The sequence below is a fragment of the Streptomyces sp. SID12501 genome (assembly GCF_010550245.1).
Classification (GTDB): domain Bacteria; phylum Actinomycetota; class Actinomycetes; order Streptomycetales; family Streptomycetaceae; genus Streptomyces.
The window spans coordinates 39,912-53,381 of sequence record NZ_JAAGLU010000028.1 but is presented as its reverse complement, the minus strand read 5'-3'; the positions used below and the strand labels follow the sequence as shown (position 1 = coordinate 53,381).

At 68.8% G+C, this 13,470-nt stretch carries 11 protein-coding genes; 4 read left to right on the top strand and 7 right to left on the bottom strand.

Annotated features, from left to right (window positions below; translation table 11 throughout):
• The first annotated feature begins 194 nt into the window (after positions 1 to 194).
• Both G3I71_RS30225 and G3I71_RS30220 read left to right on the top strand, forming a co-directional pair.
• A complete protein-coding gene (locus tag G3I71_RS30225) occupies positions 195 to 1,397 on the top strand; it encodes a family 43 glycosylhydrolase (protein ID WP_164319470.1) in 1,203 nt (400 codons plus the stop codon).
• Positions 1,394 to 2,806, top strand: coding sequence for an RICIN domain-containing protein (locus tag G3I71_RS30220; RefSeq protein WP_164319468.1), 1,413 nt, complete (start codon positions 1,394 to 1,396; stop codon positions 2,804 to 2,806). The genes G3I71_RS30225 and G3I71_RS30220 overlap by 4 nt, the downstream gene beginning before the upstream one ends.
• Positions 2,807 to 2,821: 15 nt before the next feature.
• Here G3I71_RS30220 and G3I71_RS30215 read toward each other — a convergent pair whose 3' ends face one another.
• Positions 2,822 to 4,528 (bottom strand): rhamnogalacturonan lyase B N-terminal domain-containing protein, encoded by a 1,707-nt coding sequence (locus G3I71_RS30215; protein ID WP_164319467.1) that lies wholly within the window; start codon positions 4,526 to 4,528, stop codon positions 2,822 to 2,824.
• A gap of 260 nt (positions 4,529 to 4,788) precedes the next feature.
• On the opposite strand from G3I71_RS30215, the gene G3I71_RS30210 reads away from it, so the two are divergent.
• The gene (locus G3I71_RS30210; RefSeq protein WP_164319465.1) at positions 4,789 to 5,847 is read left to right on the top strand and encodes a rhamnogalacturonan acetylesterase; all 1,059 of its coding nucleotides are present in this window, start codon (positions 4,789 to 4,791) and stop codon (positions 5,845 to 5,847) included.
• A gap of 119 nt (positions 5,848 to 5,966) precedes the next feature.
• Here the strand turns inward: G3I71_RS30210 and G3I71_RS30205 are convergent, their stop codons facing one another.
• Entirely contained in the window at positions 5,967 to 7,364 is a 1,398-nt protein-coding gene (locus G3I71_RS30205; RefSeq protein ID WP_164319464.1) for a hypothetical protein, read from the bottom strand.
• Positions 7,365 to 7,495: 131 nt separating this feature from the next.
• Here G3I71_RS30205 and G3I71_RS30200 point away from each other — a divergent pair, with 131 nt between their 5' ends.
• Positions 7,496 to 8,389, top strand: coding sequence for an isocitrate lyase/phosphoenolpyruvate mutase family protein (locus tag G3I71_RS30200; RefSeq protein ID WP_239149428.1), 894 nt, complete (start codon positions 7,496 to 7,498; stop codon positions 8,387 to 8,389).
• On the opposite strand, the gene G3I71_RS30195 is transcribed toward G3I71_RS30200, so the two are convergent.
• The 5 genes from G3I71_RS30195 to G3I71_RS30175 all read right to left on the bottom strand — a co-directional run bounded on the left by G3I71_RS30195 (position 8,331) and on the right by G3I71_RS30175 (position 13,440).
• Positions 8,331 to 9,152 (bottom strand): alpha/beta fold hydrolase, encoded by an 822-nt coding sequence (locus G3I71_RS30195; RefSeq protein ID WP_164319462.1) that lies wholly within the window; start codon positions 9,150 to 9,152, stop codon positions 8,331 to 8,333. The two genes, G3I71_RS30200 and G3I71_RS30195, sit on opposite strands and share 59 nt — an antisense overlap.
• A gap of 140 nt (positions 9,153 to 9,292) precedes the next feature.
• A complete protein-coding gene (locus G3I71_RS30190) occupies positions 9,293 to 10,615 on the bottom strand; it encodes a jacalin-like lectin (RefSeq protein WP_164319460.1) in 1,323 nt (440 codons plus the stop codon).
• Between the two features lie 191 nt (positions 10,616 to 10,806).
• Positions 10,807 to 11,607, bottom strand: coding sequence for an ABC-2 family transporter protein (locus G3I71_RS30185; protein ID WP_164319459.1), 801 nt, complete (start codon positions 11,605 to 11,607; stop codon positions 10,807 to 10,809).
• Between the two features lie 5 nt (positions 11,608 to 11,612).
• Positions 11,613 to 12,416, bottom strand: coding sequence for an ABC-2 family transporter protein (locus G3I71_RS30180; RefSeq protein WP_164319457.1), 804 nt, complete (start codon positions 12,414 to 12,416; stop codon positions 11,613 to 11,615).
• Between the two features lies 1 nt (position 12,417).
• Positions 12,418 to 13,440 carry an ATP-binding cassette domain-containing protein gene (locus G3I71_RS30175; protein WP_164319455.1) on the bottom strand — a complete coding sequence of 341 codons (1,023 nt, stop codon included), beginning with the start codon at positions 13,438 to 13,440 and terminating at the stop codon, positions 12,418 to 12,420.
• Between the last annotated feature and the right edge of the window lie 30 nt (positions 13,441 to 13,470).

Here is a 13,470-nt window from a genome sequence, read left to right as displayed (position 1 = left end):
CTTCCCGTAACACGCGCTTACCTTTTCGGCACCCGGAATGACGGATCTTGTTCGTAATTACGAACGTTTCTCGTGTCACCCCCCACAGACGCACACAAATACACACCTCAAGACCCCGAGACTCCGAGACCCCCAGAGATCCCCGAGACCCGCACCCACCGACATCTCGTGCCCCACCCCGAGAGGCAGCCCGCATGAGCCGCGCCGACGACCTGCCGGAAGATCCGTTCGAAGACCCGCTCGAAGACCCCGCCCTCTCCTCGCGGAGAACCCTCCTGAAGGGCGCCCTGGCCGGCGGAGTCCTGGCAGCCAGCTCCGCCATTCCCGGGATCTCCGGCACCGCGCACGCCGCCACCGCTCCGGCGGGCGCCCTCTGTGACACCGCCCCCTACGTCAACCCCCTCGTGCGAAACCGTGCCGACCCCCACATCCACCGCCACACCGACGGCCGTTACTACTTCACGGCCACCGCCCCCGAGTACGACCGCGTCATCCTGCGCCGCTCCCGCACCATCCGCGGGATCGCCACCGCCGACGAGTCCGTCATCTGGCGCAAGCACGAGACCGGGGCCATGGGCGCGCACATCTGGGCGCCGGAGATCCACCACATCGACGGCAAGTGGTACGTCTACTTCGCCTCCGCGCCCGCCGAGGCCATCTGGGACATCCGTATCTGGGTCCTGGAGAACGCCAACCGCGATCCGTTCACCGGGACTTGGGTCGAGCGTGGGCAGCTCAAGACCGCCTGGGAGACCTTCTCGCTCGACGCCACCACCTTCACCCACCGCGGCTCCCGCTATCTCGCCTGGGCGCAGCACGAGCCCGGCATGGACAACAACACCGCCGTCTGGCTGTCGAAGATGGCCGATCCGCTGACGCTGACCGGACCTCAGGTCCGGCTCACCACACCGGAGTTGGACTGGGAGCGCATCGGCTACCGGGTCAACGAGGGGCCGTCGTTCATCAAGCGCAACGGCCGGATCTTCATGTCGTACTCGGCGAGCGCCACCGACTTCCACTACTGCATGGGCCTGTTGACCATCGACGCCCGCGCCGACCTCATGGACCCGGCCAACTGGACCAAGTCCCCGACACCCGTCTTCACCAGCAACGACACGACCAAGCAGTACGGCCCCGGCCACAACTGCTTCACCGTCGCCGAGGACGGCCGTACCGACGTCCTCGTCTACCACGCACGGCAGTACAAGGAGATCGTCGGCGATCCGCTCAACGATCCCAACCGGCACACCCGGGTGCAGAAGCTCGGGTGGAACACCGACGGCACCCCGGACTTCGGCGTCCCCGTCGCCGACACACAGACCGTCACACGGACGGGCACGCAGGCAGTCACACAGGCAGACACGCAGGTCGGCTCACTTTTGGAGAGTGGCTCATGAGACGTGTGTACGCGGTTCTCCTCGCCCTTTGTCTGGCGCTGGCCGGCGCCCTCACCACCGCCGGGCCCGCCCAGGCCGCGGCCGTGACCATCACCAACGGCACCCAGTTCACCGCCACCAACGGTGACCCCGTCCACGCGCACGGCGGCGGGGTCATCAAGGTCGGGTCCTACTACTACTGGTTCGGCGAGCACCGCAACGCCGACAACACCTTCCAGTACGTGGACGCCTACCGCTCCACCGACCTGAAGACCTGGGAGTTCCGCAACCACGTCCTGACCCAGTCCAGTGCCTCCGAACTCGCCACCGCCAACATCGAGCGGCCGAAGGTCATCTACAACGCGGCCACCGGCAAGTACGTGATGTGGATGCACAAGGAGAACGGCGCCGACTACAGCGAGGCCCGTGCCGCCGTCGCCGTCTCCGACACGGTGGACGGCAACTACACCTGGCAGGGCAGCTTCCAGCCGCTGGACACCTACATGTCCCGCGACATCACGGTGTTCGTGGACACCGACGGCACCGGCTACATGATCTCGGCGGCCCGCGAGAACTACGACCTCCAGATCTACAGGCTCACCGCGGACTACACCGGCATCGACAGCCTGGTCGCCGACCCCTGGCACGGCGGTCACCGTGAGGCGCCGGCCCTGTTCAAGCGCAATGGCGTCTACTTCATGCTGACTTCGGGCGCCACCGGCTGGAGCCCCAACCAGCAGCAGTACGCCACCGCGACCAGCATCGCCGGCCCGTGGACCGCGATGACGAACGTCGGCGACTCGACGACGTACGGCTCGCAGGCCGCGTACGTCCTTCCCGTGCAGGGGAGTTCGGGCACCTCGTACCTCTACATGGGCGACCGCTGGGGCAACGCCTTCGGCGGGACCGTCAACGACTCCCGTTATGTCTGGCTGCCGTTGAGCTTCACGTCCTCGACCACGATCTCCATGTCCTGGTCGCCGGAGGTCACCCTCGACACCGCCACCGGGACGGTCACGGGGAACAGCGCCACGTACAACACGCTGATCGCCCGGCACTCGTCCAAGTGCGCCGATGTCACCAGCCAGTCGCTGTGGGCGGGCGCCCAGATCAAGCAGTACACCTGCAACAGCGGCAACAACCAGAAGTACTGGTTCAAGTCCGTCGCGAGCGGCTACTACCAACTGATGGTCCGGAACAGCTCGTTGTGCGTCCAGGAGAACGCCAGCACGGTCACACAGGAGAACTGCAGCTCCTCGGCCACCAACCAGCAGTGGTCGCTCACCACCACCGGCTCCTACGTCAAGGTCGTCTCCCGCGCGAGTGGCGAGTGCCTCGACGTGAACGGCGCGTCCACCGCCGACTCGGCCGCCATCATCACGTACACGTGCGGCAGCGGCACGAACCAGCAGTGGACACGCGGAACATGACAAACAGTCAAGCTGCTAGGCCAGCAGGTCGAGCGCGTCGATCGCTGTCCCCGCGCTGAGGTAGGAGGTCGTCCCCGACCCGCTCACCACGTTGATCTTCAGCACGTTGTACTGACTGGTGTCCGTCAGCCAGGCGCTCGCCGGAACGCTGTAGGTGAACGTGTTGTTGTTCCCCCGGTAGGACCCGTTGGTCAGCGACCGGCTGGTCGGCTGGGTGGGCGGGGACGGGATGGCCGACGTCCAGGTGTCGTTGACGACGACCTGCGGGCGGCCGTTGGCGAAGGCCGTCGTCACGCCGATGCGCAGGGTGTGCGCGGCGGCGGCCTGCGCAGCGGTCAGCTTGAAGTACACCAGCAGGCCGCTGTTGACGTCCTTCCAGATGTAGCAGGGGAAGCCCGACGTCTCGGTGCCGCTGCCGACCACCACGTTGCCGGTCCAGGCGGCGGCCCGAACGTCAGACGGATGCGCGTACGTCATCAGGTCGGCGTTCTTGAAGCCGCTCGGCGTGCCGTTCCAGTCGTTGATCCGCCAGATCACGCTCGCGTTGCTCGGGTCGTTCGTGGACGGGATCGCGATCGAGTTGAGCGTGGTCGTGCCACCGGCGGTGACCGTAACCGAGGCGGTGTACACGGCGAGTTCGCCCTTGAAAACCGTGAGGGTGTACGTCCCCGGCAGGGCGCCCGCGATGGAGAAGTAGCCGTCGGAGGCGCGAGCCGAACCCCAGTACTGCGCCGCCGAGTTGGCGATCCCGACCGTGTACGCGTACGCCGTGTCGCGCCCGGTGATGCCGACGCCCGCGACCCGGCCCCGGCCGCCCGCGGCGACGTAGCCGGAGATGCCGAGCGAGTCTGCCCAAGCGGTGGTGAGCGTCCCCGCGTACAGCGACGAGGAGGGCGCTCCGCCGTCCGTGAGGGCGATGACGTACGGGCCCTGGAGGCCGAAGCGCTGGTCCTCGGTCTGGTTCTGGCCGTAGTACAGGATCTCGTACAGGCCGCCGCCGTCCGCGCTCTGGTGGCGCAGGAGCGAGCGGTAGAACGGGCCGCCGGAGGCCTTCTCGTGGTTGCTTCGCACCACGTACAGGCCGACGCTGCCGGTGGTCCAGCCGACGTGGCTGTAGTCGATGACGCGCAGCTTCGAGTAGTGCTTCGAGCGGGTCTGGCCGTCGGACTTCGCGAAGACGTCCGAGGCCTCGATCGTGCTGTTCGTGTAGGTGTACGAGTCGGGCTCGTCGTTGAGGAACAGGCCCGCCTTGACGCGCAGGATGAAGCGGGTCGCCGACACCGACGTGTCGGCCTTGTTGGTCCACACGTAGACGTTGTTCTCGCCGCTGCGAGCCGCGTAGTAGTGCTTCAACGTGCCGTAGGTGACGCTGACCAGGATCGTCGAACCGGACTGCTGGATGGTCACGGTGGAGGAGCCGAGGCCGGACTCGATGTGCGAGTTGTTGCCGCCGTAGCCCTGGTACTCGGTGCCCCGGTAGACCAGCGAGGACAGGTCGCCGTTGGACTTGCGGACCTTGAAGACGAGGTTGGCGCCGGTGTCGATGACGTAGTTCGTGCCGTCGTCGGTGTAGCCGAAGGTCGCCGCCTGCGCGGTACCGGGAAGGGCGAGCCCGGCCGCGGCGGCCGTGGCGCCGAGGACGAGCGCACGACGGCCGAGGTGGGGCCCGGAGTGCCCAGGGTGTCCAGGGTGTTCAGGAAGTCTGTCGTTGCCTGCGGACATGTGGGGGTGCCTCCTTCGGAGGTGCGGGACGTGGGGTGAGAGATGGGGGTGAGAGATGTGGGGGTACGAGATGTGGGGGTGTGGGGGGTGTGCGGTGTTCGGAAGACTGACAGTTGAATCGATTTCGCGAAAGGGCTTTCGTCGTGAGGAAGTTGGCAGATATGTGAAATCGTGCAGCACTCTAGAAAGCGCTTGCCAGACGATGTACGGTCCTGCCGCTGGGCCTTGTCGAGCGTCGGAGGACTGCTGTGGGAACCGTGATGAGACGTTTCAACCGAGCCGTGCTGGCGGCTGTGACCCTGAGTACGGCAACCACGCTGGCCGCCGTACCCGCCGCCGCTCACGAACGGCCCTCGCACGGCCCGCGTGCCCTGGGTATCGAGAACTGCACCGCCACCGCCTGCCACTTCGACGTGGCGCCAGGCACGTACGACGTCCGGGTGCTGCTGGGCGGTGAGGCCGCCGCCGGTACCGCCGTCACCGGCGAGACCCGGCGCGCGCTCCTCCCGGAGACCGCCACTGCGGCCGGCGAGCACGTGGCCCGCAGTTTCACCGTCAACGTCCGTACGCCCGAGGGCGAACCGACCGGCGCCGAGGGCACGCCCGGCCTCGACCTGGTGCTCGGCGGCTCGGCGCCGGCCCTGGCGGACATCCGGGTGACCCCCGCCGCACGGCACACGCGACAGATCTTCCTGGTCGGCGACTCGACCGTCTGCGACCAGCCGGGCGACCCGTACACCGGCTGGGGCCAGGAGCTCCCGCAGTACCTGCGCAAGGGGCTGTCCGTCGCCAACTACGCGGATTCCGGGGAGAGCACGGTCACCTACCTCGCCAACTCCGCGCTCTTCCCGACCGTCCAGCCGCTGATCCGCCCCGGCGACCTGGTCCTCGTCCAACTCGCCCACAACGACAAGCAGACGGACGAGCCGACGTACCGCGCGAACCTGGAGACGCTCGTCGCGGGTATTCGCGAGCGAGGGGGGAAACCGGTACTGGTGACTCCGATCGTGCGCCGCTGGTTCAACTCCGACGGCACCCTGAACAACGGCACGGCCCTGCTGGTCAACGGCCTCGGCGTCGACCACCCGGCGGTCATCCGCGCGGTCGCGGCGGCACAGGACGTACCGCTGATCGACCTGACGGCGAAGACGAAGGCGCTCGTGGAGTCCCTCGGCGTCGAGGGCTCCAAGGCGCTGTACCTCTACAACGAGAAGCGCGACAACACGCACACGTCCGTCCGCGGGGCCACGGTGTACGCCGAGTTGGTGCGTGACGAACTGGTGGCGCAGCGGCTGATTCCGCGGGGCGGGGTCCGCTAGGACCACTACAAGAGCCCCTGGAGCGTCCCGACCGGAACCGGGGCGCTCCAGGTTCGACGACTCGCCGCAGCTGCCCCGGACCACTCGGGCCTCGCGACCAGCCGTACGGTGCGGCCGGTTCAGAGCGCCAGCCGGGCGACCCGCAGTGTCGCCGTGACCGGGGACGCGCCCGTCAGCGGGGTCGCGTACGACGGGGTCACCGGTGCGTACGCCCAGGTCAGGGAGCCGTCCTTGAGGGCCGCTATGTCGCCCGTGATGCGTGCCTGGACGACCTTGTCCGGTGTCTTGAAGGCGCCGTTCCAGTCGATCAGCCGCAGGTGCGTGCCTGTGAACGTGCCGGTGCAGGTGCCGCTCGCGCACTTGGCGTTCTTCAGGGACTCCCAGGACACCAGCAGCCGGTCCTTGCCGTACGGGGCCACGCGGACGTTGACGTGCTCGGTGCCCGGCGCGTTCGTCAGGTAAACGGCCTTGCCCGCAGGCGAGTTGCGGTTCTTGAGGAACGACACCGCCACCTGGTGCGTGCTCCACCTCGGCTTCACCGTCCAGCCCCGGCCGCTCGAGTCGTCCGGGTTCTTCGCGGCGGAGGCCGAACCGCGCGAGCCGTAGGCGGTGGCGTAGCGGCCCGTGGACGACTTCACCAGGTCGCCGGTGCGGCCGGCGTACGTGCCGCCGCAGTAGCCCGCCCAGCACTGCTCGCGCTGCACGGCCGGCGCGTTGTCCGGGGCGCCGATGCCTGTCGACACGAACAGGCCGGACCGCCAGTCGTCGAAGCAGAGGGAAGTGAAGTCGCCGGTGGGCTCGGCGTGCAGGGCGATGCCCTCGTTGTGCGAGCAGCCCCAGCCCCAACCGCCGCCCAGCTTGGCGCCCTTGGCGCTCAGGTACGACAGCTTGTCGCCGAAGTGGCCGTCGGCGAAGCCGCCCGCTCCGTGTACGACGAAGTAGGCGCCGTACTTGGTGCCGTTCCAGGTGAGCTGGCCGTCCAGGGTCGGGGAAGTGTCGTTGGACGCGGTGCCGGTGAGCTTGGTGCGCCAGGCTTCCCTGCCCTGCGAGAAGCGGACGAGGGCCGCCGCCGTCTCCTTCCACTTGTTGGTGTCGGCGACCCGGGTGAGCAGCGCGAAACCGTCGTTGTGCGCGACCAGTCCACCGACCTCCTTGGCGCCCTTGATGATCGCGTCACCGCCCGCGCGCTTGCCGGCCGAGGTGAGTGGGGTCACGTGCACACCGTCGGACGCCGGCCAGGCGACCCGCAGAGTGCCGTTGGGCGCTACCGCGGTCGCCGTGCGCGTCCACTCCCGCGTGTTGTTGTAACCGGCGGACAGGTAGGGGAACTTGGCCGGCAGCGTCACGGAGGTGTTCGTGACGGCGAGGGTGGGCGCGGCGGGCGCGGTGGCCGCCCCGGCCGTCGCGTACCAGGCACCGGCGAGCAGACCGGCCGCCGCGAGGCCGGCGATCAGGGGCTTGCGGGCCGCGTGGGTGCGACGGTGGGCGGAGGTGCGGGGGAGTGGTGCTGATGTCATACCTGTCTGTTGCCGTGGCGCGGGGAAAGGTTGCCGCCGGGCCGGACCGGTGCCGACCGGAAGACCGGGCGCACCGAGCAGGCCGGGACGGTTCGGCGGGTGCCGAACAATTACGCCCCTACCGTGGCCGCATGACCGAGCCCATGTCCGCCTTCGCCGCCCTCCACCACCACGACGAGCCCCTCCTGCTGCCCAACGCCTGGGACCACGCCTCGGCCGTGCTCCTCGCCACCCAGGGCTTCGCGGCGATCGGCACCACGAGCCTCGGCGTCGCAGCGGCCGTCGGGCTGCCCGACGGTACGGCCGCCACCCGCGACCACACCCTCCAACTCGCCCTGAACCTCGGCACGGAGGACTTCCTGCTGTCCGTCGACGCCGAGGGCGGATTCAGCGAAGACCCGGTCCAGGTGGGGGAGTTCGCGCGGAAACTGTCCGTCGTGGGCGCCGTCGGCATCAACCTGGAGGACGGCCTCGGACCCGCCGGCCTGCACGCCGAGAAGATCGCCGCCGTCAAGGCCGCCGCCCCCGCCCTCTTCGTCAACGCCCGGACGGACACGCACTGGCTCGGCGACCGCCGGTCCCCCACCCTGGCCCGGGACACTATGACCCGCCTCGACGCCTACCAACAGGCGGGCGCCGACGGGGTGTTCGTGCCCGGCCTGACCGACCCGGATCAGATCGCCGCATTGGTGAGGAGTCTCGGCGTCCCGCTCAACATCCTCTACTCGCCCACCGGCCCCACGGTCGCCCGACTCGCCGACCTCGGCGTACGCCGCATCAGCCTCGGCTCGCTCCTCTACCGGCGGGCACTGGGCGCGGCCCTGGAGGCGCTCGGCGACATCAGGGCGGGGCGGGTTCCCCGGGGTGAGGCACCCTCGTACGACGAAGTGATGGCGCTCGGTCACCAGCGCCACGGTTCCAGGACCACTGACTCGGCCTCAGCTCCGACCCTGGCCCCGACCGGCGTCAGCCGACCGGAACCAATGTCTCCCGGAGCCGCCCCGCGAACTCCACCGGGTGGGTGAGCAGCCCGAGATGCCCGCCCGGGAACTGGCGGGCGACGCTGCCCGTCCGTCGGGCGAGGAACGTGCCGGTGCGGTGCAGGAGTTGGCCGGCGGAGTCGATGCCCATGGCGATAGTGAGCCGGGGAGAGGGGGCGGAAAGGGCGGTGAGGTCGGGGGCGTAGGAGGTGAACGGGACCAGGACGCGGGTGAGGAGAACGCCCATAGGGGTTGCCAACTCATCCGTGAGGGATGGAAGTTGGCCCTCCGTGCCCGATTCCGTGCCCGACTCCTTGTCCAGTTCCTGTTGGGTGAGGCCCCGTTCCTCCAGGCCCGCCGTCATACGGGCCGAGGCTGCCTCGACGCCCCGTGCGCGGTAGGTGTCGCGCACCTCGGTGAACATCGCCCGCTGCCGCTCGGCGTCCGGCAGGACCGCCACGACCGGCGGCTCGTGCGCGACCACGTGCCGCAGCCGCCCCGGGTGCCGGGACGCGAGATCGAGGGCGGCGACGGCCCCCGCGCTGGTGCCGAACACATACGCGGACTCACCCTCGGGGAGCACCGCCTCCAGCACCCGGGCGGCGCCTTCGCTCCACCACTCGACGCGCTGTTCCTCGACGGGCTTGCCGAGTTGGCCGTGGGCGAGGCCGAGCGGGTCGTACGTCACGACGGTGAAGCGTTCGCAGAGGAGGTCGGTGGCTTTCTCGAGGCCCATGGGATGTCCGGCGCCGCCGGGGATGATGAGGAGGACGGGGCCGGTACCACGCACGTCATAGTGATCACTCATCCTCCCGAAGTTACCGGCTGGGAAGGCCCGGCGCGGAATGATTTTGCGGACGTCCGGACAGGTGTGCGAGTGGGCGGACACCGGGAGGCTGTCCGCCCACACAACAGCAGCTCCAGTAACGGGAGTTGGGCTGGTCAGGTTCAGGCGATCGGTGCGTACACCACGCCGAGCTTGTCGATCTCGGTGCCCGAGCGGCCGGTGAAGCCGACGATCTGCCAGCCGGACGGTGCCGTGAACGTCGCCGTGGCCGTCGTGGCCGTGCCGGAGGCCAGGGTGCGGGCTTTGTCCGTGGTGAACGCCGCCGAGAAGATCCTTGTCCGGCCGTCCTTCTGACCCTGCGTCAGCTTCACCGAGGTGAGGTGTTCGCCGGACGCCAGGGTGAGGGAGGAAGCGGTGCCGCCCGTGCCGCCATGGGTCAGTGTCGTGCCGCCGTCGTGCGTCAGGGACACCCCGTCCAGACGGGAGCCGCCGCGCAGGGTGAGTGTGCGGGGCGAGGGCGTCGCCGGGAGGTCGTCGGCGTCGGTGAACGCCGTGCCGTGCTCGCCGCCGAGGAAGTCGCTCGCGCGCAGCTTCGAGGGCAGCGTCCAGGAGAAGTCGACGGTGTGCGGGAAGTGGTCGGAGAGGTTGCCGCCCGCGGAGTCCAGGAAGGACGCCCACTCGTTGTTGTAGCGGGTCGCGGACAGGTTCACGAGCTTGCTGCCTCGGTAGAGGACCTTGTCGACGACCTCGCAGCTGTTCGTCGGCGCGGTCGTCGGGCAGACGAGCGCGTCACTGCCCTGGACCGGCGGCGTACCGCCCTTGACCAACTGGACCCAGGCGTCCGTCAGGCCGTTCTCGGACGCGAGCGTGCGGATGTTGTCGCCCGCGCGGGTGTACCGCGTGTTCGTGTCACCCGCGACGATCACCGCGTTGCCCGCGGAGTTGGCCTGGATGAAGGCGGAGAGCTGCGAGATGTTGGCCCGGCGCGCGGCGTGCGCCTCGTCGGTGTCGTCCGCGTTGGGGTGGGCATTGTAAACGTCCACGTAGACGCCCTCGGCGATCCGCACCCGGGCCAGTGAGAAGCCCTTCGGGGTGAGGCAGTTGGTGCCGGTGCAGTTGTTCCACTTCACCCGCTCGAAGTCCTGGAAAGCGTAGTCCGAGAGGGTGTTGAGGCCGTCACCGAAGGGCACTCCACCACTCGTCGCCGTGCGGTACGCGTGGTTGTCGTTCGCGTACAACGCCGCGTGGTAGTTGAAGTCCTCCTGCACGTTGACGATGTCGTACGCGCCCAGACGCGGCGATATCAGCGGGGTGTTCACCTCGGGGTTTCCCGAACTCAGGAGGTCCGGGAGGCCCGCGACGTTGTACGTGAGGACGTTGAAGGTGCCTGAGGTGGCAGCGGCGGCGGCCGGGGTCGAGCCGGCCGTGGCGAGCCCGGTCAGGGCCAGGGCGCCGGCGACGAGGGTGCCGATGAGTCTTCTCATGGTGGGGGGTCTCCATGGGGGGTAGGTGAACACTGCTCAGGTTCACGGCCAACAGTGTGCTGGACAAGGGCTGTTGGGGGAACAATGAGTGGAGTGACGATCCGCCGCGTCCGGGTCGTTCGGCGATCACTCGCTGGTCGAGCAGGGTTCATGTTTCCCGTCACCGTGCCGCGCGGATCACCGCATGGGCGTCACCCGTTCACCCCCGTGTAGTGCCCCAGGCTCCACCGCCACAGGAGCCGTGCTCCCACAAACGCGGCCAGTCCCAGCAGCGGTGAGGCCGCCGCCAGCCAGTACGGCACGCCTGTGTCGTGGCCGTGACCGGTCAGTACCGCCGCCGGGAAGTAGGCGACGAACGCGAGCGGCAGTCCGAAGGTGAGGAAGCCGCTCACCGCCCTGGGCAGCACGTTGAGCGGATAGCTGCCGAACGTGCCGAGCAGCTCCTCCAGCCAGCGTCCCCAGTAGTCGGCGGCCGGGAAACGCAACGAGGCACAGGCCACCGCGGTGAACAGGGCCGCCTCAAGGAGCATCCCACCGAGGACACAGACGACGAGGTACGTGATGCGGCCCGCGGTCCAGTCCAGGTCGCTGCGGGAGAGCGCGCCCACCATGAGGCCCACGGCCACCGTCAGGTCGCCGATGGCGTTGGTGGGGAAGACGGACAGCTGGACCTGACGGAACACCGGCATCGGACGGACCAGATAGGTGTCGATCATCCCCTCCTGGATGATCTTGCCGATTCCGTGCATCCGCCCGAGGAACAGCACGAAGATGCCGTGTGCCAGCATCCGGGTCGCCGGGATCAGCAACACCTCCGAGCTGTCCCAGCCGCCCATCCCGGCGAACCGGGTCAGCAGCACCGTCGCGAACACGATCACCGACACCTGCCAGATGGCGCCGATCCCGATCATCAGCAGGAACTCGGAGCGGTATTCCAGCTGGGCACGGAAGTTGAGGCGCGTGATGCGCCACGCGATACGTACGGCGTTCACGGGCCTCAGCCTCCCTGGGAGACGACTCGGAGGGCGGCCCGCCGCCACAAAAACCGGGTGAACAGGGCCAGAAGGAGGATCCACCCGGCCTGCACGGAGAGCTGGAAGGCGGCGTCCGAGAGCGGGATGCGCCCCACGTACAGCGACAACGGCACGCTCAGCGTGGCCTGGAAGGGCAGGAAGGAGCTGAGCGTGATGAACCAGTCCGGGAAGAACCACAGCGGTGCGTACACCCCGGACAGCAGGTTCTGCGCGAAGACCAGGATGAGCATCGCGGCGCCGTTGCGCAGTGTCCAGAAGCAGAACTGGTCGATGACGAGCATGACGTAGTAGAGAACCAGCTGGCCGAGCAGCAGACTGAGCGCGAACACCCCTGCCACGGCGGCCGATCCGGGTGGCTGGACCACCCCGGTCGCCAGGCAGAGGGTGAACCCGGCCAGTGCCCAGGCGAGCCCGTACAACTGCTCGCCGAGCGCCCGCAGCGCGTAGTAGCGCTGGGGTGCCAGCGGGCGCAGGTACCAGTACACGATCGTGCCGAAGTGCATGTGCTGGAGCACGGTGTCGCGGCCCGCGTACTGGTCCAACTCCCGCAGCCGGGAGGCGAGTACGGCCATGACGGCGTACGTCACCGCCTGCTCGCGGTTGATTCCGGCTGTCGTGCCGGTCTGCTGGTACAGGCCGTTCCACAGGGACGCGACCAGCACCACCTGGACGGTCAGCCGGATCAGGGCGGCGGTCATCCGGGGCGGGGCGTACAGCTCACCGAGAGGGGTGACCCTGGCGGCCCGCCAGGCGTGCAGGACGGCCATGTCAGCCGCCCCCGCGCGATTCCGGTGCCTCGGCCTGGACGTACGCGGCCCGCATCACGTCCTCCAGGTCGGCCTCGTCGAGGGCGATGTCCGTCACCTCGTACCGCTCGATCACCCGCTTGAGCGCCTGGTGGACCGTCGGGGCGGCCGGACCGTCCGGACCGTCCGGGCCGAAGACCACCTTCGGACCCTCGCGGCGGAGCAGTGCGATGCCCGGGAGTGCCTCTACCTCCGCATGCGGGTCGGCCAGTGTCGCCCGGACCTGCCAGGTCGAGCCGAACCTCTTCTTGATCTCGTCCAGCGTGCCGTCCAGCACGAGGCGGCCGTGGTTGACGAGGACGACCCGCTCGGCGAGCCGCTCGACCTCCGTCATGTCATGGGTGGTGAGCAGCACGGTCCGGCCGCGCTCCTCGACCTGGTGGCGCAGGAACTCCCGCACCTGCTCCTTGACGACCACATCCATCCCGATGGTGGGCTCGTCGAGGAACACCACCGGCGGATCGTGCAGCAGTGCCGCCGCCAGGTCGCAGCGCACCCGCTGGCCCAGCGACAGATGCCGTACGCGGGTGTCCCAGAACGTGGACAGTTCCAGCAGGTCGTCGAACTCCTGGAGGCGTACCGCGTGTTCGGGCTTCGGTATCTCGTAGATGTCCCGCAGGATCGAGAACGACTCGCGCACCGGCAGGTCCCACCAGAGCTGGGTGCGCTGCCCGAACACCGCCCCGATGTTGCGGGCGTTGCGCTCGCGCTCCAGGTACGGCACCACGCCGGCGACCCGCGCCTCGCCGGACGTGGGGGTGAGGATGCCGGTGAGCATCTTGATGGTCGTCGACTTGCCTGCGCCGTTCGGCCCTAGCAGGGCCAGGAGTTCACCCGGCGCCACGTCGAAGGTGATGTCGGAGACGGCGTGCTTCGCAACCCGTTCCGGTTGGACGAGGGAGCGCAGCGCCCCGGCGAAGCCAGGACGCCGCACGGTGGTGTGGAAGGTCCGGGACAGGCCACGGACCTCTATATTGCCGCTCAACGAACCCCCGAGTGGAATGAGTTGACGATG